This window comes from Rheinheimera mangrovi, from assembly GCF_003990335.1.
Classification (GTDB): Bacteria; Pseudomonadota; Gammaproteobacteria; order Enterobacterales; family Alteromonadaceae; genus Pararheinheimera; species Pararheinheimera mangrovi.
The window spans coordinates 3,965,026-3,987,344 of the sequence record NZ_CP034683.1 but is presented as its reverse complement, the minus strand read 5'-3'; the positions used below and the strand labels follow the sequence as shown (position 1 = coordinate 3,987,344).

Annotated in this window: 19 protein-coding genes; 18 read left to right on the top strand and 1 reads right to left on the bottom strand. The window is 47.4% G+C overall.

Going from position 1 to position 22,319, the window contains the following annotated elements; genetic code table 11:
* Positions 1 to 402: 402 nt before the first annotated feature.
* From mraZ to lpxC, 16 genes are all read left to right on the top strand, one after another.
* The gene (gene mraZ, locus EK374_RS18015) at positions 403 to 867 is read left to right on the top strand and encodes a division/cell wall cluster transcriptional repressor MraZ (RefSeq protein ID WP_127025918.1); all 465 of its coding nucleotides are present in this window, start codon (positions 403 to 405) and stop codon (positions 865 to 867) included.
* A complete protein-coding gene (rsmH, locus tag EK374_RS18010; protein ID WP_127025917.1) occupies positions 867 to 1,805 on the top strand; it encodes a 16S rRNA (cytosine(1402)-N(4))-methyltransferase RsmH in 939 nt (312 codons plus the stop codon). The genes mraZ and rsmH overlap by 1 nt, the downstream gene beginning before the upstream one ends.
* Positions 1,802 to 2,110 carry a cell division protein FtsL gene (gene ftsL, locus EK374_RS18005; RefSeq protein WP_127025916.1) on the top strand — a complete coding sequence of 103 codons (309 nt, stop codon included), beginning with the start codon at positions 1,802 to 1,804 and terminating at the stop codon, positions 2,108 to 2,110. Before rsmH ends, ftsL begins: the two co-directional genes overlap by 4 nt.
* Positions 2,107 to 3,861: a penicillin-binding transpeptidase domain-containing protein gene (locus tag EK374_RS18000; protein ID WP_206099238.1), complete on the top strand. Its 1,755-nt coding sequence runs from the start codon at positions 2,107 to 2,109 to the stop codon at positions 3,859 to 3,861. Before ftsL ends, EK374_RS18000 begins: the two co-directional genes overlap by 4 nt.
* Positions 3,851 to 5,320: a UDP-N-acetylmuramoyl-L-alanyl-D-glutamate--2,6-diaminopimelate ligase gene (locus tag EK374_RS17995; protein WP_127025915.1), complete on the top strand. Its 1,470-nt coding sequence runs from the start codon at positions 3,851 to 3,853 to the stop codon at positions 5,318 to 5,320. The genes EK374_RS18000 and EK374_RS17995 overlap by 11 nt, the downstream gene beginning before the upstream one ends.
* Complete coding sequence (locus EK374_RS17990) at positions 5,317 to 6,693, top strand: UDP-N-acetylmuramoyl-tripeptide--D-alanyl-D-alanine ligase (protein WP_127025914.1); 1,377 nt, start codon at positions 5,317 to 5,319, stop codon at positions 6,691 to 6,693. Before EK374_RS17995 ends, EK374_RS17990 begins: the two co-directional genes overlap by 4 nt.
* Positions 6,687 to 7,769 (top strand): phospho-N-acetylmuramoyl-pentapeptide-transferase, encoded by a 1,083-nt coding sequence (mraY, locus tag EK374_RS17985; protein WP_127025913.1) that lies wholly within the window; start codon positions 6,687 to 6,689, stop codon positions 7,767 to 7,769. Before EK374_RS17990 ends, mraY begins: the two co-directional genes overlap by 7 nt.
* Before the next feature lie 3 nt (positions 7,770 to 7,772).
* Positions 7,773 to 9,098: a UDP-N-acetylmuramoyl-L-alanine--D-glutamate ligase gene (murD, locus tag EK374_RS17980; protein WP_127025912.1), complete on the top strand. Its 1,326-nt coding sequence runs from the start codon at positions 7,773 to 7,775 to the stop codon at positions 9,096 to 9,098.
* Positions 9,095 to 10,294, top strand: a complete 1,200-nt coding sequence (ftsW, locus tag EK374_RS17975) for a cell division protein FtsW (RefSeq protein ID WP_127025911.1) — start codon at positions 9,095 to 9,097, stop codon at positions 10,292 to 10,294. Before murD ends, ftsW begins: the two co-directional genes overlap by 4 nt.
* A complete protein-coding gene (murG, locus tag EK374_RS17970; RefSeq protein WP_127025910.1) occupies positions 10,287 to 11,402 on the top strand; it encodes an undecaprenyldiphospho-muramoylpentapeptide beta-N-acetylglucosaminyltransferase in 1,116 nt (371 codons plus the stop codon). The genes ftsW and murG overlap by 8 nt, the downstream gene beginning before the upstream one ends.
* Positions 11,399 to 12,841: a UDP-N-acetylmuramate--L-alanine ligase gene (gene murC / locus EK374_RS17965; RefSeq protein WP_127025909.1), complete on the top strand. Its 1,443-nt coding sequence runs from the start codon at positions 11,399 to 11,401 to the stop codon at positions 12,839 to 12,841. Before murG ends, murC begins: the two co-directional genes overlap by 4 nt.
* 3 nt (positions 12,842 to 12,844) lie before the next feature.
* On the top strand, positions 12,845 to 13,759 hold the full coding sequence (locus EK374_RS17960; RefSeq protein ID WP_127025908.1) for a D-alanine--D-alanine ligase: 915 nt from the start codon (positions 12,845 to 12,847) through the stop codon (positions 13,757 to 13,759).
* A complete protein-coding gene (locus EK374_RS17955; protein ID WP_127025907.1) occupies positions 13,756 to 14,532 on the top strand; it encodes a cell division protein FtsQ/DivIB in 777 nt (258 codons plus the stop codon). The genes EK374_RS17960 and EK374_RS17955 overlap by 4 nt, the downstream gene beginning before the upstream one ends.
* Positions 14,510 to 15,745, top strand: a complete 1,236-nt coding sequence (ftsA, locus tag EK374_RS17950) for a cell division protein FtsA (protein ID WP_127025906.1) — start codon at positions 14,510 to 14,512, stop codon at positions 15,743 to 15,745. Before EK374_RS17955 ends, ftsA begins: the two co-directional genes overlap by 23 nt.
* A 37-nt stretch (positions 15,746 to 15,782) precedes the next feature.
* On the top strand, positions 15,783 to 16,970 hold the full coding sequence (gene ftsZ / locus EK374_RS17945) for a cell division protein FtsZ (protein WP_127025905.1): 1,188 nt from the start codon (positions 15,783 to 15,785) through the stop codon (positions 16,968 to 16,970).
* Between the two features lie 103 nt (positions 16,971 to 17,073).
* A complete protein-coding gene (gene lpxC / locus EK374_RS17940; RefSeq protein ID WP_127025904.1) occupies positions 17,074 to 17,985 on the top strand; it encodes a UDP-3-O-acyl-N-acetylglucosamine deacetylase in 912 nt (303 codons plus the stop codon).
* Between the two features lie 96 nt (positions 17,986 to 18,081).
* Here lpxC and EK374_RS17935 read toward each other — a convergent pair whose 3' ends face one another.
* Positions 18,082 to 18,558 (bottom strand): DUF721 domain-containing protein, encoded by a 477-nt coding sequence (locus tag EK374_RS17935; RefSeq protein WP_127025903.1) that lies wholly within the window; start codon positions 18,556 to 18,558, stop codon positions 18,082 to 18,084.
* 29 nt (positions 18,559 to 18,587) lie between these two features.
* Here EK374_RS17935 and EK374_RS17930 point away from each other — a divergent pair, with 29 nt between their 5' ends.
* Both EK374_RS17930 and secA read left to right on the top strand, forming a co-directional pair.
* Positions 18,588 to 19,502, top strand: a complete 915-nt coding sequence (locus EK374_RS17930; RefSeq protein WP_127025902.1) for a M23 family metallopeptidase — start codon at positions 18,588 to 18,590, stop codon at positions 19,500 to 19,502.
* 102 nt (positions 19,503 to 19,604) lie between these two features.
* On the top strand, positions 19,605 to 22,319 hold the full coding sequence (gene secA / locus EK374_RS17925; RefSeq protein ID WP_127025901.1) for a preprotein translocase subunit SecA: 2,715 nt from the start codon (positions 19,605 to 19,607) through the stop codon (positions 22,317 to 22,319).

The window sequence follows — 22,319 nt, the reverse complement described above, 5'->3', positions numbered from 1 at the left end:
ATTATCGTTTATTGCTTGCTCTGCAAGGCTGGTTTATTAGGTGTTTATATTTTACCTAGAAAAATCATTAGGTTATTGCAGGTTGTTAATAATCAAAATCGACGTAAACACTTTGCTAACGGCCTATTCGTCGCATACTGCAGGCTACTAGCCGGAACTGAATGGTTATGTGTAACTAAATAAAAGATTTCAACTTATTTTATAGTTTTTTTCTTCCACTTTTTCCCACAGAAATCAGGATCTTCGCGCTAAGCCTTGTTTTTACTGGATCTGTCATGATCAAACAAAGGGGTTTTCACCTTGACAAGCTTTCTTCTGCGGCCCTAAACTGTACATCAGTGGGAAATTGTGGGTATTTGTGGATCAAATATCAGGATCAAACAACAATGAAGTGGGATTAACATGTTCCGTGGGTCGTTTTCTTTAACATTGGATGATAAGGGTCGGTTAGCGCTGCCAACGCGTTACCGTGATGCCTTATTTGCTGATGCTGAAGGGGCCATGGTTTGTACTATTCACACCAAAGATCCTTGTTTACTGCTGTATCCACTGCCTGAATGGGAAGATGTTGCGGAGCAGTTGCAGCGTTTATCCAATCAGAACCCACAAGAATTGCGCTTTAAACGTTTACTGATAGGCCATGCGTCGGATTGTGATATGGATAAAAGCGGTCGCATTCTATTACCTGCGCCACTCAGAAGCCACGCCAGTCTGACAAAAAACATCCGCTTAGTCGGACAACTTAACAAATTCGAGATCTGGGACGAAGAGACGTGGAATAAACGTGTTGCCGAAGATATGGCAATTGAGCGTGATATGTCCGTCGACGCTGAGATCTCTGAACGGCTGCAGGATTTTGTACTCTGATGGATCAAAGCGCCCATATCTCCGTTTTATTGGCAGAGACCATAGACGGATTAGCCATTAAACCCGACGGGATTTATCTCGACGGTACTTTTGGCCGCGGTGGTCACAGCAGAGTGATCTTATCCAAATTAGGTGAACAAGGCCGCTTATACGGTATTGACCGCGACCCGGCAGCTATTGCCGCCGCCCAGCCTTTATTGGCCGACCCACGTTTTTCTATTACCCATAGTCCTTTTGCTGCATTGGCTCAAATTGCTGAAGACAAAGGCATTACCGGCAAAGTAGACGGTATATTGCTGGATTTAGGTGTGTCTTCACCGCAATTGGATGACGCTGAGCGTGGTTTCAGCTTTATGCGTGATGGCCCTTTGGATATGCGAATGGATCCAACATCAGGTATTTCTGCAGCCGACTGGCTGGCGAAGGCCGATGTGGAAGACATTACTTTTGTTTTGCGTGAATACGGCGAAGAAAAATCGGCCTGGCGTATAGCCAATGCCATAGTTGACAGCCGCAGTGAGCAACCACTGACCCGCACAGCTCAGCTGGCCAGCTTAATCAGCACTGTAGTACCAAAAAGCCATAAAGAGAAAAAACATCCTGCGACCCGCAGCTTTCAGGGCATTCGCATTTATATCAACAGCGAACTGGACCAGATTAAAACTGCGCTGGACGCCGCTGTACAGGTGTTAAAACCTGGCGGCCGTTTAACAGTAATCAGCTTCCATTCGCTGGAAGATCGGATGGTGAAGCAGTTTATGCGTTTAAAAAGCAAAGGCGCTGCCATTCCAAAAGGTTTGCCATTAACGCAAGACCAACTGAATCTCTACACACCATTAAAACTGATTGGCAAAGCTATTATGCCGTCTGATGCTGAACTGGAAAACAACGTCAGAGCAAGAAGTGCTGTATTACGTATTGCGGAGAAAACCGCATGAGTACCATCAAACTAAACAGACTGATTTTAAGCGATATCTGGCAGCATAAATTTCTGCTGGTGCTGATGTTGTGCTGTTTAGGTTCAGCTTTGGCTGTGGTGGAGTTCACTCATATGAACCGTCAACTGACCATGCACGAAGATAAAATACTGCAACATCGCGACACCCTGGAGATGGAGTGGCGCAATTTGTTGCTGGAACAAAGGGCCTTGTCTGAACACAGCAGGGTGGAAGAGCTGGCAGCGACCAAACTCAATATGGTCAGGCCCAGCGGCCCGCAAGATGTGGTGGTGCAGGAACCATGATAAAGAAACCAGCAGCACCTAAAAAGCAGGCGAAAAAGAATCAACAGCCGACTGTCATCAGTTGGCGTTTTGCTTTTGTAATTGTGTCCTTATTTGCGGTATTTGGCGGCCTGATTATCCGTGCAGCTTATTTGCAGGTGTTAGAACCTGAAATGCTGTTGGAACAGGGCGATATGCGTACGCTAAGGGTAAAATCTGACGCTGCTATGCGTGGCATGATTTTAGACCGCAATGGTGAAGAACTGGCGGTTAGTGTGCCTGTACAGTCGATTTGGGCTGACCCACAACTAGTGATCCGCAACAGACATAAAATTGATGAACGTCGTTGGCATGCGCTGGCTGATATGCTGCAAATCAGCCCGCAGCAGCTGTCCGACAAAATTGGTGGTGACGATTCCAAACGTTTTGTCTATCTGCAACGTCAGGCTAGTCCTGCCACTGTCGACTACATCAAACAACTAAAAATTCCGGGCATTGCTTTTCAGCAAGAGTCGCGCCGTTATTATCCGGCCGGTGAAGTCACTGCGCATTTGTTAGGTTTTACCAATGTAGACGACCAGGGCATGGAAGGCATTGAACGTCAGTTCAACGACGTTTTAACCGGCAAACCTGCACTTAAAACTATACGTAAAGATGCCAAAGGCCGTGAAATTGAAGTGCTTTCACAAACCGATGGTCAGGCGTCGAATAATATTCAGCTGAGTATCGACCAGCGTATTCAGGCTGTGGCCTACCGTGAGCTGAAAAAAGCAGTGATGCAGTTTGGTGCGACCTCTGGTTCTGTTGTCGTAGTGGATGTGCATAACGGTGAAGTACTGGCGATGGCTAATGCGCCTTCATACAACCCAAACAACAGAAAAAACAGTGACAGCAACAGATATCGGAATCGCGCTATTACCGATACCTTCGAGCCAGGTTCAACCATTAAACCTTTGCCTGTGTTAGCGGCGTTGGAACAAGGCACTGCCACTATGGATACAGTGATTTCAACTGGTTATGGCCCTGTACGTATTGGTGGTCGTTTAGTGCGGGATATCAATGGTTATGGCGATTTAGACCTGACCGGCATTATGCGAAAATCCAGTAACATTGGTGTAACCCGTTTGGCTTTAGGCCTGCCAACAGACAAATTCCTTGATATGTATTACAAGATGGGGGTCGGCTCAGAAACGGGTTTAGGCCTGGCGGGCGAAACTCCGGGTGTATTACGTGAGCAACGTCGTTGGGGTGAACATGCGTTAGCCACAATTTCTTTTGGTTATAGTTTTACTGTCAACGCAGTACAACTTGCCCGTATTTACGCCACCATAGCCAATGGCGGTGTGTCTTACCCCTTGTCCATTTTCAAAATTGATAAAAAGCCTTTGGGTGAACGCGTCGTCAGCGAACAGAATGCCGACAATATGGTCGCCATGTTAGAAGCTGTAGTAGGCCCTGGCGGCAGCGCGAAAAAAGCTGCAGTACCGGGTTATCGTGTCGGTGGTAAAACAGGCACTGCGAAAAAAGCTGGCATCCGTGGCTACAGCGATGATTACATTGGCTCATTTGCCGGTATAGCGCCTATTTCAAACCCTCGTATTGCAGTGGTGGTGATTATCAACGAACCAAGCGGCGATTATTATTACGGTGGTGAAGTCGCAGCTCCGGTATTCTCTGCTGTATCGGGTGCCGCGTTGCAATTATTAAATATTGCGCCTGATGCCAACGATAGCCGTATTACCAAAGTCAGTGGGGGGCCCAATGCAGGCTAACTCACTACAGCTGTGGCTGACTCCTTTTGCAATCCAACTGCCAACTTCTGTGGCAGCTTTGCCATTACAGCATTTACGCATCAATAGTTCAGAAGTACAAAAAGGTGATGTGTTTCTGGCGCTGCCTGGTACTAAAACTCATGGCAATCAGTTTATTGAAAAAGCCTTAGCAGCCGGCGCTGTGTTGGTGCTGACGGATACTCAGAGCACTTTGGATGATGAGCGCATTGTGGTTGTCCCTAAGCTAGTTGAATTGCTGAGCGCTTTAGCCGCTGCTTTTTATCCACATCAGGCGCAGCAACTTGTGGGTATTACCGGCACCAACGGTAAATCCAGTACTGCTATTTTTGTCAATCAACTGGCGGTGTTGTTAGAGCAACAAGCTGCTGTGATTGGCACTTTGGGCTATGGCGATTACCGCAGCCTGACGCCATTAAATAACACCACACCACATCTGGTGGATATTCACCGTATTCTGTCCGCCGAAGCTGCCAAAGGCTGTTCGCTGGTGGCGATGGAAGTGTCCTCTCATGCCTTAGTGCAACAGCGTGTGGCGGGCTTGCAGTTTGAAGTGGCGGTGTTTACCAATTTAACCCGCGATCACCTGGATTATCACGGCACTATGCAAGCGTACGGCGAAGCCAAGGCTTTGTTGTTTAAAGCGGATTTAGCCAAAAAAGCTGTGATTAATGTTTCCGATGACTTCGGCCGCCAATTAGCTGCTGGCTGCACTCTGCCTGTGCTGGCTTATGGTCAGCTCATAGATTGCCAGGGCTATAGTGAGTATCTGGCTTACGACCAACTGGAAATCACTCCACTGGGTTATCAGTTCCGCTTAAGCAGCCATTTAGGCCAACAGCTGTTGCCACTAAAAGTGCTGGGCGAATTTAATATTCAAAACGTATTGGCTGCTTTGGGCGCCATGCTGCAATTAGGTCATAGCTTTGAGGCTTTAGTTGCTGCTGCAGAGCAGTTGAGCAGTGTACCTGGCCGTATCGAACAGTTTTATCAGGCCGAGCGCAAAGTGATGGCTGTGGTGGATTATGCCCATACGCCTGATGCGCTGGAGCAAACTTTACTAGCAGTTCGTAACCATTGTCAGGGCCAACTTTGGGTGGTGTTTGGTTGTGGTGGTGACCGCGACAAAGGCAAACGACCTTTAATGGGTGCTATAGCTGAACGTTTAGCGGATCAAGTCATTATTACTGCGGACAATCCCCGCACTGAAGATGTGATGGCCATTTGTCTGGATATAGCTGCAGGTTGCACCCAACAGCAATATCAGCTGAGCCCCGATCGTAAAACGGCGATACGCACCGCTTTAGAACAAGCCAAAGCTGGTGATCTGGTCTTGATCGCCGGTAAAGGCCATGAAGATTATCAAATCATTGGCCATGAAGTTTTACCCTACGACGAACGTGCCTTTGTCCTACAACTGGTGACGGAGACTGCTTTATGATCCCTTTACAAACAAAAGAAATAGCACAATTAGTGCAGGGACAACTGGTTGGCGCAGATATTCAAATTCAAAGCGTCAGTACAGATAGCCGCAATATTAATCAGGGTGATTTATTTATCGCCTTAAAAGGCCCGAATTTTGATGGTCATCAGTTTGCCTCTGATGTGGTTAGAAACGGCGCAGTCGCTTTGATTGTGGAACAACAGCTGGATCTGGCAGTGCCGCAAATAATTGTCGCCGACACCCGTTTAGCTTTAGGGGCTTTGGGCGCAGCTGTAAAGCAAAAGGTCAATCCTAAGTCTGTTGCTGTGACCGGCAGTGTAGGCAAAACCACAGTCAAAGAAATGATGGCGGCCATTTTAGACCGTATAGGCGATGTACTGGCGACAGCAGGCAACTTTAACAACGATATTGGTGCGCCTTTAACCTTATTACGTTTAACAGAGCAGCACCAGTACGCTGTGATGGAGTTGGGCGCCAATCATTTAGGCGAAATTGCCTACACTTCTTCGTTAGTGAAGCCTGAAGTCTCTATTATCACTAATGTAGCTGCAGCTCATCTGGAAGGTTTTGGTGACTTGTTTGGCGTGGCTCGTGCCAAAGGTGAAATTTATGGCTCTTTAGGTGTCGATGGCGTTGCTATAGTGCCATTGGACAGCGAGTTTTCTGATTACTGGTTAAAGCGTCTGCAGGATAAAACTGTATTGACCTTCAGCAGCACTCAGGCAGCCGATTTTACCGCTGAACATATAGTGCTGAATGAACAGGGCTGTGCCAGCTTTGATTTAGTTTGTCCACAAGGCCGCATTTTTATTCAGCTGGTGTTGCCTGGCAAACATAATGTGGCCAATGCGTTGGCTGCAGCAGCTGCTACTTTGACTTTAGGTGCCAGCCTGACCGATGTGCAGTTAGGTTTAGCTGCAATGAAGCCAGTCAAAGGCCGCATTAATGTCACAGTCGCCAGCGACAAATTACGTCTGATTGACGATACCTACAACGCGAACTCTGAATCCACTAAGGCGGCTATCGACTTGTTAGCAACTTACCCTGGTTTCAGAGTACTGGTGTTTGGCGATATGGGTGAACTGGGCGCTGATGCCCGTTTGTACCATGAAGAAGTAGGTTTATACGCCAAACAAAAGGGAATTAATCTGTTATTCACCTTGGGTGTGTTATCACAGAGCGCCAGTGATTTATTTAACGGCCAAGGGGCCCATTTTAGTTCCCGTCAGCAACTGATCCAAAAGTTAAGCCCGATCCTTGATGAACAGTCGAGTAGCACCGTACTGGTCAAAGGTTCGCGCAGCGCCAAAATGGAATTGGTGGTGCAGGACTTGCTAGAAAGATGTCAGCAGGAGATCAGCTCATGTTAGTGTGGTTAGCCGAGTATTTAACTCAATATATCAATGCCTTTAACGTATTCAGTTACCTGACTTTCAGGTCTATTCTGGGTATTTTAACCGCCTTAATGCTGAGCCTTTATTTTGGCCCCAAGCTAATAGCTAAGTTACAACAATTACAAATTGGTCAAACTGTACGTGATGATGGCCCACAAAGCCATTTCTCGAAAAAAGGCACTCCAACTATGGGTGGTTTGCTGATTTTAGGTTCAGTGCTGACCAGTATTTTGTTATGGGCTGATTTGGCCAATAAGTACGTCTGGGTGGTGATTTTTACCCTGATCAGTTTTGGCTGGATTGGTTTTATCGACGACTACCGCAAAGTTGTACGTAAAGATCCAAAAGGCTTAATCGCTAAATGGAAATACTTCTGGCAGTCCTTGTTTGCCATCGTTATCGCATTTTTCCTGTACGCCTCGGCAGAACGTCCGGCCGAAACCAGTTTAGTGGTGCCATTTATAAAAGATGTGCTGCCACAGTTGGGTTTTATCTTCATTGCTTTGTGTTATTTCGTCATTGTGGGTACCAGCAACGCGGTGAATTTAACCGATGGTTTGGACGGTTTAGCCATAGTGCCAACCATTATGGTGGCCTTTGCGTTTGCCATCATCGCTTATGCCAGCGGTAACGTGAATTTTGCCACTTATCTGAATATTCCTTATTTGCCACACGCCAGTGAACTGGTGGTGGTTTGTGCTGCTTTAGTCGGCGCAGGCCTGGGTTTCCTTTGGTTTAATACCTATCCGGCTCAGGTCTTTATGGGCGATGTAGGTTCTTTAGCTTTAGGTGCTGTTTTAGGCGTGATTGCCATTTTAGTCCGTCAGGAAATTGTGCTCTTTATTATGGGCGGTGTTTTTGTGATGGAAACAGTGTCTGTGATTTTGCAGGTTGGTTCTTACAAATTGCGTGGCCAGCGGATTTTCCGTATGGCGCCTATTCACCACCATTACGAATTAAAAGGCTGGCCTGAACCACGCGTTATTGTGCGGTTCTGGATTTTGTCGGTCATTTTTGTGCTGATTGGTTTAGCTACTTTAAAACTGAGATAAAACATGAACGCTAAGTTGTTCCAGGGAAAACGTGTTGCTGTGATAGGACTAGGCCTTTCAGGTCTGGCCACAGTACGCTTTTTGCTGAAACAAGGTGTAAAACCTGTGCTGATGGATACCCGTTTAAAGGTATCTGAATTGGAGCAGATCCCAGTCGACAAAGTGGACGGCATTTATTTAGGTGAACTGGACGCCAACCGTTTAGCTCATATGGATGTGTTGGTGGTCAGCCCAGGCTTAGATCCTAAACATCCGGCTATACGTTTTGCTTTAGCACAAGGTGCTCATCTGATAGGCGATGTCGAGCTGTTTGCACTACAAAACCAGAAACCTGTGCTGGCTATTACCGGTGCCAATGGCAAGTCGACCGTCACCAGCTTAACTGCTCATATGCTGCAATGTTCCGGCTTACATGCTATTGCAGCCGGCAATATTGGTTTGCCAATTCTGGATGCGCTGCAAAGTGATGCTGATGTATTTGTACTGGAGCTATCGAGCTTCCAGTTGGATACCACTCATTCTTTAAAAAGCAAAGCGGCCTGTATTTTAAATGTGACTGAAGATCATATGGACAGATACGGCACTATGGCCGCTTATGCTGCGTCCAAACAACGGGTGTATCAGGGCACAGATCTGGCGATTTACAATAAAGCTGATTGCTTAACTACACCAAAAACTCCGGTGCCTGCTCTGGCTTTAGATTTAGCAGGTTCTGACTACGGCGTGGTTCAGTATCAGGGCGAAAGCTGGTTGTTAGTGCAGGGCGAGCCTTTGATGCCAGTGCGCGATATGACCATAGTGGGTTTGCATAATCAGTTTAATGCCCTGGCAAGCTGCGCTTTAGCTTTAGCGGCTGGTGCAAGCCGTGAAGGCTTAGTCAAAGCGCTGCAGACCTTTACCTCATTACCGCACCGTTGCCAGTTAGTGCTGGACCATAAAGCTGTGCGTTGGGTCAACGACTCCAAAGCCACCAACGTAGGCGCTACTCTGGCAGCTATTGCAGGGTTACGTCCTGAAGTTTCAGGCAAACTGATTTTAATAGCAGGTGGTGATGGCAAGGGCGCTGATTTCAGCGAATTGGCCACAGTGCTGAATAATGATGTCGATCATTTAATTACTTTAGGCCAGGACGGTCCTGCTATAGCTGCGCTGAAAGCGGGTAGCTTTGAAGTGAAAGATTTAATGGCTGCAGTAAAAACTGCGGCTCAACTGGCCACAGCCAATGATTTGGTATTGCTGTCACCAGCCTGTGCCAGCTTAGATATGTTTAAAAATTACGAAGACCGTGGCCAGCAGTTTGCCGCAGCGGTGCAGAAGGTGTGGTTATGAAGCAAATGCTGCTGAACCTGATCCCTTCACCCATTGAAGCCATAACGCAGTGGTGGCAACGTGACGAAGCCAACAGTTATGACAAACTGTTTTTGGTGCTACTGGTCTTAGTATTAGGTGTTGGCATTATTATGGTCACCAGTGCTTCAGTGCCCGTGGCTGAACGCTTATATGGCAACCCAATGCATTTTACTATTCGTCATCTGGTGTATCTGGTGATAGGTATAGCAGCTGCCTATGTGGTACTCAATGTACCTGTGTCCTGGTGGCATAACACCAATATTTTATTGCTGATGTTGGCTTTGGTTTTGTTGATTGCGGTGTTGTTAGTCGGACGTAATGTTAATGGTTCCACCCGTTGGCTGGCGTTAGGCCCAATCAATATTCAGGCTGCTGAACCAGCTAAATTATTCTTTTTTGTCTACTTGTCCAGCTACCTGGTTCGTAAGCATGAAGAAGTGCGGGAAAACATCAAAGGCTTTATCAAACCTTTGATCATTATGTTTATCCTGGCCGTTTTACTGCTGATGCAACCAGACCTTGGAACCGTCATTGTGATGTTTGCCACTTCTGTGGTGTTGCTGTTTTTGGCAGGCGCTAAGTTATGGCAATTCTTCTGCTTAATTTTCACAGGTCTTGCAGCTATTGGTGTGCTGATTTTATACAGCGAATACCGCTGGCGTCGTGTGACTTCGTTTTTAGACCCTTGGGCCGACCCTTTTGGCAGTGGTTATCAGCTCACACAATCTTTGATGGCTTTTGGCCGGGGCAGCTGGTTTGGTCAGGGCCTTGGTAACAGCGTGCAAAAGCTGGAGTATTTACCAGAAGCTCATACCGACTTTATCTTTGCGGTGATTGCAGAAGAAACAGGCCTGATTGGTGTGTTTGTGGTTCTAAGTTTGCTGTTTTTACTGGTCAGCCGTGCTTTATGGATTGGCAATAAAGCCTTATTTAAAGGCATGAGTTTCCACGGCTTTTTAGCCTATGCATTAGCGATTTGGATAGGTTTTCAAACCTGTGTAAATGTAGGTGTTGCCAGCGGTGTGTTACCGACTAAAGGTTTAACTTTGCCTTTTGTCAGTTCAGGTGGCAGTAGTTTAATCATTATGCTGGTCGCAGCCGCTTTGTTACTCCGTATTGATTTTGAAGTGCGACTCAAAGGTCGTCACGCTATCAGCGGAGGTCCTCATGCCTGAGCTGATGCAGACTACTGACAAACAGCAAAAAACAGCGCTGATTATGGCTGGCGGCACTGGTGGCCATATTTTCCCGGCTAAAGCTGTGGCTGAATTGTTAAAGCAACAAGGCTGGGCCATCCATTGGCTGGGTACAGCGGATCGGATGGAAGCGACTTTAGTGCCACAGTTTGGTTTTCCATTCCACAGTATTGCTGTGGCCGGTTTACGGGGTAAAGGTTTAAAAAGCTTAGTCAAAGCGCCGCTGATGTTATTGCGCTCCATCAGTCAGGCCCGTGCTTTAGTCAAGCAACTGAATCCAGAACTGGTGTTAGGTTTTGGCGGTTATGCCAGTGGTCCAGGTGGTTTAGCCGCTTGGTTAGCGGGCAAACCTTTAATAGTGCATGAGCAAAATGCAGTTGCAGGCACCACCAACAGATTGTTGGCCCGTATCGCGAAAAAAGTATTAGTGGCTTTTCCGCAGGCCTTTGCTGATCGCAAAGACAGGTTAGTAGTAGGTAATCCGGTACGTGCAGAAGTACTGGCTGTATCTGGCCAAAAACAACTACAGGCGCCAACACCAAATTTAAAAGTGCTGGTGGTCGGTGGCAGTTTAGGCGCCCAGGTCTTTAATCAGCACTTACCGGCTTTGTTTGCGAAGGCGGCGCAGTTTGGTCAGTTAGAAATACGTCACCAGACGGGTAAAGCAATGGAGACTCAGGTGCAACAGGCCTATGCGGCTTTACCTGAATTAAAGGCCAGTGCCAGTGCATTTATTGAAGATATGGCTGCGGCTTACACCTGGGCTGATTTAGTGATTTGCCGCGCTGGTGCTTTAACAGTCTCTGAAGTGGCTTGTGCCGGCGTAGCTGCAGTTTTTGTGCCTTTGCCGTCGGCTATTGATGATCATCAGACGGCGAATGCCAGTTGGTTAGTGCAAAAACAAGGGGCAGTGTTACTGCCACAAAGCGAATTCAGTAAAGGTGCGTTGTTGCCTTTACTCCAGTCCTGGTTGCAGGACAAAAGTGCACTGCGTCATTTGGCAAATAATGCCCGCAGAACAGCAATAGATGATGCCGCAGAACAAGTTGTTAGAGTCTGTGGTGAAGTGATAGGTAAGACTAAATGAGCAACCAACAAAACAAAAATGCAATGCGCAGGGTAGAGCGGATCCACTTCGTTGGGATCGGCGGCGCTGGTATGGGTGGTATTGCCGAAGTATTAGTCAATGAAGGTTATAAAGTTTCGGGTTCAGATATAGCGCCAAACCCTGTGGTAGACCGTTTAGCAGCTTTAGGTGCCTGCATTGTGATTGGCCATAAAGCTGAAAACATCGAAGGTGCAAGCGTTGTTGTGGTTTCCAGCGCTATTAAAACCGATAACCCGGAAGTAGCTGCTGCTATTGAACATCGAATTCCGGTGGTGCGCCGCGCTGAAATGCTGGCCGAATTAATGCGTTTCCGCCATGGTATTGCTATTGCCGGTACCCATGGTAAAACCACCACCACCAGCTTAATCGCTTCTATTTTTGCCGAAGCTGGTACTGATCCTACTTTTGTGATCGGTGGCTTACTGAATTCTGCAGGCACCAATGCTCGTTTAGGTGCTGGCCGCTATTTAATTGCCGAAGCGGATGAGAGCGATGCTTCTTTCCTGCATTTGCAGCCTATGGCGTCTGTGATCACCAATATCGAACCTGATCATATGGAAACCTATCAGGGTGACTTTGACAAAATGAAAGCCACCTATCTGGAGTTTTGCCATAACCTGCCATTTTATGGTGTCGCCGTGATGTGTATCGATGATGCTGTAGTGCGTGAGTTGATCCCACAAATTGGCCGTTTTGTTATTACCTATGGTTTTAGCGAAGATGCGGATTATGTCATCAGTGACTTCGGCCAGACCGGAACTCAAAGCCATTTTGTTATTACCGATAAAAACGGCGTTGCCAGCCAGATTGAGCTGAATTTAGCCGGTCGTCACAATGCATTAAATGCGACCGCAGCTTTTGCTGTGGCCAAAGATGAAGGCATAGCAACGGATTCCATTTTAGCCGCGCTGAAAAAATTCGAAGGTATAGGCCGTCGCTTTGAACAATACGGTGAGTTTGAGACAGGCCGTGGCAAAGTGCTGCTGGTCGATGACTATGGCCACCATCCAAGCGAGGTCGCTGCCACTTTAGCGGCAGCACGTAACGCCTGGCCGGAGCGCCGTATCGTCATGGCCTATCAGCCACACCGTTACACCAGAACCCGTGATTTATACGAAGACTTCGCCAAAGTACTGTCTTCTGTCGATTTATTGTTATTGCTTGAGGTGTATGCCGCAGGCGAAGCCGCTATTCCAGGTGCTGACAGCCGTAGTTTATGCCGCTCTATTCGTGCCCGCGGTCAGCTGGATCCTATTTATGTGGCAAGCCCTGCAGACCTGCCTGCTGCTTTAGCTGATGTGTTGCAGGACGGTGATGTGCTGCTGACTCAAGGCGCTGGCAATATAGGTGCGCTGGCCAAACAACTGGCGGCTGCTAAATTAGCAATTTCTGCATTAAAACCAAACGAGGGAGCTTGAAGTATGAGCCGCAAATTTGGCAAAGTAGCAGTGATGTTTGGTGGAACCTCGGCAGAACGTGAAGTGTCGTTACGTTCAGGGGCCGCTGTGCTGGCTGCCTTGCAAAAACAAGGTGTCGACGCCCATGCTTTTGATCCCAAAGATCAGCCGCTAAGTGCTCTCACTGCAGCTGGTTTTGATCGTGTATTTATAGTGCTGCATGGCCGTGGTGGTGAAGACGGTACTATGCAAGGTGCGTTGCAATTGATGGGCTTACCTTACACTGGTAGCCGCGTCTTAGGTTCTGCCCTGGCGATGGATAAAATCCGCTGCAAATGGCTGTTTCAGGCACAAGGGTTACCTACGGCAAAATTTTTAGTGGCTGAAGCCGGAAAACAACTGAATTATCAGGATATTTTGCAGCAGTTAGCTGGTAAAGTGATGGTGAAACCAGCAAATGAAGGGTCCAGTATCGGCATGAGTGCAGCAAGCACAGCCGAAGAACTGGAACAGGCATTGGTGGTAGCAACCAAATACGATTCGGATGTACTGGTTGAACAGTGGATCCAGGGCCGTGAATTTACCGTGACCGTATTAAACGGTAAGGCTTTGCCTATCGTTGAAATGCGTACTCCCCGCTCTTTTTATGACTATGAAGCCAAGTATCAGTCCAATAGCACTGAATACCTTTGTCCTGCGCCTTTAACAGCCGAGCAGACTGCCTTTTTGCAACAAGTTGCAGCTGCTGCCTTTACTGCTGTTGGTGCGTCAGGCTGGGGCCGTGTTGATGCAATGCTGGACGAGCAGGGTAATTTTTATCTGCTGGAAGTGAATACTGTGCCTGGCATGACGGAAAAGTCATTGGTGCCTATGGCAGCTAAAGCAGCGGGTTTAAGTTTTGAGCAGTTAGTTTTACAAATTTTAGAACAGACCTTATGACAAAAAACGGCAAGACAGTCAAAGCACCTATCAACAAAGCCTTTTGGGCTGGCGTGCTGTTTTTCTGTTTTTCCGTTTGGTTTGTCTGCTGGTTAGGTTATCAGATCTGGCTCTGGAGTCAGGATCAACAAAGTGCACCTATACAGCAAGTGAAGGTTTATGGCGATTTTTCTCAGATTGAAGCTGCAGATTTAAACCAAAAGCTGCAACAACAGTATCTGGGTAACTTTTTTAATTTGAACGTGGATCAGGTGCAGCTGTTTCTGCAGCAACAACCCTGGGTAGCTCAGGCAGCCGTGCGCAAACAATGGCCTGATACGCTCGTGGTGGTGGTGACTGAACATAAGCCAGTCGCGGTATGGAATGACCAGTATTTACTCAATCAACAAGGTCAGATCTTTGTCGCTCCTGTCGCTGAACTAAAGCAGCCATTGCCAAAGTTACAAGGTCCGGACGGGGCCGAGCAGGATGCACTGACCATGTTCAATCAATTGAATCAAATGCTGACTGTCCATCAGCATGCGGCAACAGGACTCACAGTGTCAGCCCGTCAGGCCTGGCGACTGAATTTAGCAGAGGGCATTCAATTGACTCTGGGCCGGGAAGATACGGCAAAGCGGGTGCAGCGGTTTATCGATTTGTACCCTGTGATTAGTAAACATAAAACTCAGGCAGTCGCCGAAGTTGATTTGCGTTATGACACAGGCGTCGCTGTACGTTGGGTCGAAGCGCCAGAACAAAGAGAACAAGATGACAAAGTCGACAGAACGTGATCTTATCGTTGGCTTAGATATAGGCACAGCACAGGTTAAAGCCTTAGTGGGCGAGATTACCTCTGACAATCAGTTAAGTATTGTTGGAGTAGGTACTCACGTGTCCCGTGGTATGGATAAAGGTGGTGTCAACGATCTGAACCTGGTGGTGCAGTCTGTGCGCCGCGCCGTGGAAGAAGCTGAACTGATGGCTGATTGCCGCGTGTCTTCTGTGTATTTAGGCATTACCGGCAAACATATTCGTTGTCAGAACGAAAGTGGCATGGTGCCTATAAATGACGCCGAAGTGACAGCTGAAGATGTGATCAACGTGATCCATGCCGCTAAGTCTGTGCCTATCTCGGCTGAGCGTCGCATGTTGCATGTGCTGCCACAGGAATTTTCAGTCGACATGCAGGAAGGCATTAAAAGCCCAATCGGCATGTCTGGGGTGCGGATGGAAGCCAAGGCTCACATCATCACCTGCGCTAATGATATGGCAAAAAATATCGAAAAATGTGCTGAGCGCTGCGAGCTGCATGTTGACCAGCTGATTTTCTCTTCTTTGGCATCCAGCTATGCGGTGCTGACGGATGACGAAAAAGAACTGGGTGTCTGCGTGGTCGATATGGGCGGCGGCACTATAGATATTTCAGTTTTTACCAATGGTGCTTTGCGCCATACCGCCGTGATCCCTGTGGCTGGTAATCAGGTCACCAGCGATATTGCCAAGATTTTCCGCACTCCTTTGGGGCATGCAGAAGACATTAAGGTGCAATATGCCTGTGCCCTGCGCAGCATGGTCGGTAAAGAAGAAAATATTGAAGTGCCAAGTGTGGGTGGTCGTCCAGCCCGCAGCATGTCACGTCATACCCTGGCTGAAGTAGTAGAGCCACGCTACCAGGAATTGTTTGAACTGGTGCTGGAAGAGATCCGCAGCTCTGGTCTGGAAGAGCAAATTGCCGCAGGCATAGTGCTGACAGGTGGCACAGCCAAAATGGAAGGTGCTATCGAGTTTGCCGAAGATATTTTCCAGATGCCAGTGCGGTTGGGTTATCCGATAGGCATTACAGGGTTAAGAGAATATGTACAGGACCCGGCCTACGCCAGCGTAGTGGGTTTACTGATTTATGGAAAAGACATGCGGACCCAGCAGAAAAAAGCTGTCGCTGCCCGCGAGTCGGTCGGCGGCATGGTGAAACGACTCACCAGCTGGTTTAAAGGCGAATTTTAACTTTTTTGAGTAAGCGTACTAAAACGGAGAGAGAGCTATGTTTGAGTTAATGGAAAACCACAGCGAAGAAGCTGTCATTAAAGTCATAGGTGTTGGTGGTGGTGGCGGCAACGCTGTTGAGTATATGGTTGCAAGCAACATCGAAGGTGTTGAATTTATTGCGGCTAATACGGATGCGCAGGCACTGCGTAATTCATCTGCCCATATGACTCTGCAACTGGGTGCTGGTGTAACTAAAGGTTTAGGCGCCGGTGCTAACCCTGAAGTAGGTCGTAAGTCAGCAGAAGAAGACCGTGAAACCATCAAGAAAACGCTGCAAGGCGCGGACATGATCTTTATCGCTGCCGGTATGGGCGGTGGTACTGGTACTGGTGCTGCTCCAATAGTGGCTGAAGTAGCACGTGAAATGGGTATTCTGACTGTGGCTGTGGTGACTAAGCCATTCCCGTTCGAAGGCAAAAAGCGTTCTGCTTATGCAGACGAAGGTATTGCTGAGCTGGCAAAACATGTTGACTCATTAATCACCATTCCTAACGACAAGTTATTAAAAGTCTTAGGCAAAGGCACCAGCTTGCTGGATGCATTCAAAGCGGCGAACAACGTGCTGTTAGGTGCGGTGCAAGGTATTGCAGAGCTGATCACCCGTCCAGGTCTGATTAACGTCGACTTCGCCGACGTGCGCACCGTAATGTCTGAGATGGGCACTGCGATGATGGGTACTGGCCGCGCTTCAGGTCCTGACCGTGCTGAAGAAGCTGCTGAACAAGCCATTTCCAGCCCATTACTGGAAGATATTGATTTATCAGGCGCTAAGGGTATTCTGGTGAATATCACTGCTGGCCTTGATATCAGTATTGAAGAGTTTGAAACTGTAGGTAATGCAGTCAAAGCTTTTGCTTCCGAAAATGCGACTGTGGTTGTTGGTGCTGTTATTGATCCTGATATGTCTGACGAACTGCGTGTCACTGTGGTTGCCACAGGTATAGGTGCAGAGCGTAAGCCTGATATCAGTCTGGTGCCAAATCACCGTCATGAACCAGTGCGTTCAGCGCACGTTTATGGCAATGCTGGTACAAGCTATGCTCACCATCAGGGCAACGCAGCTCGTGACATGTCACAGGCTCAATTAGAAGCCCCTGCTGTGCAAAGTAAGCCAGTTGCGGAGAAACAAGCGAACATCGATATTTTCGATATTCCTGCGTTTTTGCGTAAACAAGCTGACTAATTTTTAGTCAGCTTACAAAAGGCTCAAAGGTTGGCATAGCTGGTCAGCTGTGTTATGCTTCGCCGCCATTTTGGATTTGTTCAATATTTGAACAGGAAAAAATATGATTAAACAACGTACCATTACAAAATCAATCAGCTCGATCGGGGTAGGTTTACACAAGGGAGAAAAGGTTACGCTTACTCTCCGGCCTGCTCCTGATAATACCGGTATTGTATTCCGGCGTGTCGATCTGAACCCGATCGTTGATTTTAAAGTCACCCCTGAATTAGTGGGCGACACTGTGATGTGTACGTGTTTGATCAACGACGAAGGCGTACGCCTGTCCACCACTGAGCATTTAATGGCTGCAGTGGCTGGATTAGGTATAGATAACTTGTTTATCGAAGTCGACTCTGCTGAAATTCCTATTATGGATGGCAGTGCCAACCCTTTTGTTTATCTGTTACTGGAAGCCGGTATCAGCGAACAGAAAAAAGCCAAAAAGTTTATCCGCATTAAGCAAAAAGTACGGGTTGAAGACGGTGACAAGTGGGCTGAGTTTGTGCCACACCACGGTTTCCGTATGGATTTTGCCATCGACTTCGATCACCCTGTGATTTCTGAAACCAAACAGCGCATGAAGCTCGACTTCTCCGCTTCGTCTTTTATTAAAGACATCAGCCGCGCCCGTACTTTTGGTTTCCTGCAGGACATTGAGTATTTACGCGCCAATAATCTGGCATTAGGCGGCAGTTTTGATAACGCCGTCGTGCTGGATGAGTTCCGGGTGTTAAACCAGGATGGTCTGCGTTACGAAGACGAATTTATCAAACACAAAATTCTGGATGCAATCGGTGATTTATATATGGCCGGTTACAGCATTCTGGGCGAGTTCCGTTCTTATAAAACGGGTCACGCTTTAAATAATCAGTTATTGTCTGCAGTACTTGCTGAACAGGCGAACTGGGAATTTGTCAGCTTCGATAAAGAAGCGCAAATGCCGATATCATACTTGGCACCACAACTTGCTTAAATCAGTCGTACTTGAAGCTGCAGCTTTGTTTACTGCGTGCCGCACGTCAACGGCATTGGTTTGAAATTTGAGACGGGCGGGGACAAGCCCACGCCCCTACTCAGATGTCGGCGTTGAGTTTTTTTGGGCTAACCCTGCCAACCTTTGTAGTTTCTGCTTTAACTCACCTTCACTGTTTTGTGCTAAAGCCAGTAAATACACCGCCGCTTGTTCAGAGATTTTAGGTCCGTCAGTTTTGATTTCTTCCGCTTTGACATATTGCAGCTGGGTATTAGGCGACACCTCAATGTCGATTCCTGCCAAATCCGGCAAGATTTTCTGGCGAAAATTGTCTAGAATGGCCTCTCTTTGCATTTTCAGCCGGGTCGCCCAGGCGGGTGATTGGCATAAAATAACTAAGCGACCAGCTTTTATGGTACTAATTTTGCAAAAACCGGATGGATCCAGTTGCAGAAACTGCGCTAATTCGGTATTAAGTTGGCGCAACAGATCGGCGTGCTGCATGGTCGACAACAAAGAGCTTTGTTGCAGCAACTGACTTAGATCCACTGGTTTCTGAGAATAGCGCGCCATCTTAACTTATGAATTTATACTGAGGTTGCATGAGTGTAACAGTTTTCTATCGTGGCCGACATCGCCACTTCAGCTTTGGCAGTACGCCATCGCAACTGACAGTCACGGCCGTCTTACTGTTTTGTATTGCGTCTGGTGCAGGAGCCGCTTTTGCTAATCTGTTTCAGCAAGGTAATGCTGAACTTGAAAAAGTGCAGTTAAGTCGTGCTGCAGAAACAGAAGAAATTGCTGATATTCGCCGCCGCGCTGAAAACCAGCTAGCTGCGTTAACCTCCAAAGTCGCCACGCTGCAGGCACAAGTCAACCGACTGAATATGGTGGGTGAGCGCTTAATTGACGCTGCTAATTTATCGACTGAAGAATTTAATCTGCATGAGGCCCCTGCTATGGGCGGCCCTTCGCAAACGCCTACTGAAATTAGTCTGGCTGAGCTGAATGCGGTGTTGTTACAACTCAACGAGCTGGAGCAAAACCTGCAATCAGAGCAAACCCGCTTTGCCATGCTTGAATCTCTGGACCTGAATCACCATATAGGAAAAAGCGTCCAGTTATCCGGCCGTCCTGTATTAAGTGGTTACTTGTCGTCGAGTTTTGGGGTGCGCAGTGACCCCTTTAGTGGTGAACCCGCAGTGCACCGTGGGGTAGATTTTGCAGGTAAAGAAGGCGATTCTATTTTTGCTACAGCAGGTGGTATTGTAACCTGGGCTGGAGAACGTTTTGGCTACGGTAAAATGGTTGAAATTGAGCATAGTGATGGGTATCGCACCCGTTATGCCCATGCTCAGGCAACCACTGTTCAGGTTGGACAGATGGTGACCAAAGGCCAGGAAGTTGCCATTATGGGCAGCACAGGCCGTTCCACAGGCCCACATGTACATTACGAAGTGCTGAAAAATGGTCAACAAATTGACCCTATGATGTTTGTTAATCGCCGTATCCAATAATATATAGCGGCTGAACTGAGGCCAGAGCTTCAGGTCAGCCGGATAAAATAAGGCTCAGGCCGGACTCGGATTGAGTCTCAACCAAGAAGTGGTATTTATAAAATGTTTGGAAAATTTTTCGCCAAATTAATTGGTAGCCGTAATGATCGTTACTTAAAAAAATTGAAAAAAACGGTTGATCTGATTAATAGTCTGGAAGCTTCTTTTGTTGACCTGTCTGACGAACAACTCAAATTAAAAACGGCGGAATTTAAACAACGCTTTGCAGATGGCGCTACGCTGGATGATTTATTACCAGAAGCTTTTGCTACAGTGCGTGAAGCCAGTAAACGTATCTTCAAGATGCGCCATTTTGATGTACAGTTGATCGGCGGTATTGTGCTGCATCAGGGCAAAATTTCTGAGATGCGTACGGGTGAAGGTAAAACTTTAACCGCAACCTTGCCGGCTTACTTAAATGCTTTAAGTGGCCAGTCTGTGCACGTCATTACTGTCAACGATTACTTAGCCCGTCGTGATGCTGAAACCAACGCGCCTTTATTTGATTTCTTAGGCTTAACTGTCGGTGTTAACGTGCCTGGCATGGGACACCTGGACAAACAAGCTGCTTATAACGCTGATATTACCTACGGTACTAACAACGAATTTGGCTTTGATTACCTGCGCGATAATATGGCTTTCTCCGCTATTGAACGGGTGCAGCGCCATTTGGCCTACGCCATTATCGATGAAGTGGATTCTATTTTAATAGACGAAGCCCGCACGCCGCTGATTATTTCTGGCCAGGCTGAAGATAGCTCTGAGCTGTACCGTGTGATTAACACTGTAGTGCCTCAGCTTGTTAAGCAGGAAAAAGAAGATGAAGAAGGCGCTATGGGCGATGGTCACTTCACCATTGACGAAAAAGCCAAACAAATTTATCTGACGGAGCTCGGTCAAATCCGTGTCGAAGAAATTCTACAGGAGCTGGGCTTAATCCAACCGGGCGATTCTTTATTCTCTGCGGCCAACATTACTCTGTTGCACCATACCTATGCTGCTTTACGCGCGCACAACCTGTTTAAGAAAGACGTGGACTATGTGATCAAAGATAACGAAATAGTTATTGTTGATGAGCATACTGGCCGTACTATGGAAGGCCGTCGTTGGTCTGAAGGCTTGCACCAGGCTATTGAAGCCAAAGAAGGTGTGCATATTAACCATGAAAACCAGACTTTAGCATCTATCACTTTCCAGAACCTGTTCCGTTTATACGACAAACTGGCTGGTATGACAGGTACAGCGGACACTGAAGCTTTTGAATTCCAGTCTATTTATGGCCTTGAAACTATAGTAGTTCCAACCAACAGACCTATGGTGCGTAAAGATATGGCCGATTTGGTCTATCTGACAGTGGAAGAAAAGTATCAGGCCATTATCAAAGACATTGAAGAGAACCGAGCACTGAAGCGTCCTATTCTGGTCGGTACAGCTTCAATTGAGAGTTCTGAGTATCTGTCAAAATTGCTACTCGACGCTAAAATTCCGCATCAGGTATTAAACGCTAAGTTCCACGCCAACGAAGCACAAATTATTGCTCAGGCTGGTCAGCCTGGTACTGTGACCATTGCGACCAATATGGCCGGTCGTGGTACAGATATAGTGTTGGGTGGTAACTTGCAGGCTGAATTGGCCACATTAGGCGCGGATGCCAGTGCAGAGCAAATTGCTCAGGTAAAAGCCGAATGGCAAAAACGTCATGATGCAGTCATCGAATCTGGTGGTTTACATATCATTGGTACTGAACGCCATGAATCGCGCCGTATCGACAACCAGTTACGTGGCCGTTCAGGTCGTCAGGGTGACCCAGGTTCTTCACGTTTCTACTTATCGTTAGACGATGCCTTGATGCGTATTTTTGCCTCAGACCGTATGGCCGGCATGATGCGTAAACTGGGTATGGAACCAGGTGAAGCTATTGAACACCCATGGGTCAGCCGTGCTATTGAAAACGCTCAACGTAAAGTAGAAGCCCGTAACTTTGATATCCGTAAGCAATTACTGGAATTCGATGACGTAGCGAACGATCAGCGTAAAGTGGTGTACGAACAGCGTAATGAGCTGATGGATGCTGCCGATATCTCTGAAACCATCAAAGCTATCCGTCACGACGTCGTTGCCTCTGTACTGGACCAATATATTCCGCCTCAGTCTCTGGACGAGATGTGGGATATTCCAGGCTTAGAAGCCCGTTTCCGCGCTGATTTCGCCATAGATATGCCTATCGCTAAATGGTTAGCAGACGATAAGAAGCTATTTGAAGAAAAACTGCGTGAGCAAATCCACGAAGTGGTCGATAAATCCTATGAGCTGAAAGAGCATATGGTTGGCCCTTCAGTGCTGCGTCAGTTTGAAAAATCAGTGATGCTGCAAAGCTTGGACACGCACTGGAAAGAGCATCTGGCGGCGATGGACCACTTGCGTCAGGGCATTAACCTGCGTGGTTATGCGCAGAAGAACCCGAAGCAAGAATACAAGCGTGAAGCTTTTGAGTTGTTCTCTACCATGCTGGACAACCTGAAACTGGACGTAGTCGGTGTGTTATCACGGGTGCAAATCCGTGCCGCTGAAGATGTGGATGCAGTAGAAGATCAACGTCGTAAAGCTGAAAGCACAGAAATGCAGTATCAGCACGAAGAAATGGAGCAGGTCGCTACTGAGGTTCCACAAAGCAGCCCTGCTCCGGTGTTTCGTGATGCGGAAAAGATAGGTCGTAACGACGCTTGTCCTTGTGGTTCTGGTAAAAAATACAAACAGTGTCACGGTAAGCTGGTTTAA

Excerpts from the sequence above, each read along its gene's own strand:
- mraZ (WP_127025918.1), top strand. The coding sequence starts at position 403 with ATGTTCCGTGGGTCGTTTTCTTTAACATTGGATGATAAGGGTCGGTTA.
- rsmH (WP_127025917.1), top strand. The coding sequence starts at position 867 with ATGGATCAAAGCGCCCATATCTCCGTTTTATTGGCAGAGACCATAGAC.
- ftsL (WP_127025916.1), top strand. The coding sequence starts at position 1,802 with ATGAGTACCATCAAACTAAACAGACTGATTTTAAGCGATATCTGGCAG.
- EK374_RS18000 (WP_206099238.1), top strand. The coding sequence starts at position 2,107 with ATGATAAAGAAACCAGCAGCACCTAAAAAGCAGGCGAAAAAGAATCAA.
- EK374_RS17995 (WP_127025915.1), top strand. The coding sequence starts at position 3,851 with ATGCAGGCTAACTCACTACAGCTGTGGCTGACTCCTTTTGCAATCCAA.
- EK374_RS17990 (WP_127025914.1), top strand. The coding sequence starts at position 5,317 with ATGATCCCTTTACAAACAAAAGAAATAGCACAATTAGTGCAGGGACAA.
- mraY (WP_127025913.1), top strand. The coding sequence starts at position 6,687 with ATGTTAGTGTGGTTAGCCGAGTATTTAACTCAATATATCAATGCCTTT.
- murD (WP_127025912.1), top strand. The coding sequence starts at position 7,773 with ATGAACGCTAAGTTGTTCCAGGGAAAACGTGTTGCTGTGATAGGACTA.
- ftsW (WP_127025911.1), top strand. The coding sequence starts at position 9,095 with ATGAAGCAAATGCTGCTGAACCTGATCCCTTCACCCATTGAAGCCATA.
- murG (WP_127025910.1), top strand. The coding sequence starts at position 10,287 with ATGCCTGAGCTGATGCAGACTACTGACAAACAGCAAAAAACAGCGCTG.
- murC (WP_127025909.1), top strand. The coding sequence starts at position 11,399 with ATGAGCAACCAACAAAACAAAAATGCAATGCGCAGGGTAGAGCGGATC.
- EK374_RS17960 (WP_127025908.1), top strand. The coding sequence starts at position 12,845 with ATGAGCCGCAAATTTGGCAAAGTAGCAGTGATGTTTGGTGGAACCTCG.
- EK374_RS17955 (WP_127025907.1), top strand. The coding sequence starts at position 13,756 with ATGACAAAAAACGGCAAGACAGTCAAAGCACCTATCAACAAAGCCTTT.
- ftsA (WP_127025906.1), top strand. The coding sequence starts at position 14,510 with ATGACAAAGTCGACAGAACGTGATCTTATCGTTGGCTTAGATATAGGC.
- ftsZ (WP_127025905.1), top strand. The coding sequence starts at position 15,783 with ATGTTTGAGTTAATGGAAAACCACAGCGAAGAAGCTGTCATTAAAGTC.
- lpxC (WP_127025904.1), top strand. The coding sequence starts at position 17,074 with ATGATTAAACAACGTACCATTACAAAATCAATCAGCTCGATCGGGGTA.
- EK374_RS17935 (WP_127025903.1), bottom strand. The coding sequence starts at position 18,558 with ATGGCGCGCTATTCTCAGAAACCAGTGGATCTAAGTCAGTTGCTGCAA.
- EK374_RS17930 (WP_127025902.1), top strand. The coding sequence starts at position 18,588 with ATGAGTGTAACAGTTTTCTATCGTGGCCGACATCGCCACTTCAGCTTT.
- secA (WP_127025901.1), top strand. The coding sequence starts at position 19,605 with ATGTTTGGAAAATTTTTCGCCAAATTAATTGGTAGCCGTAATGATCGT.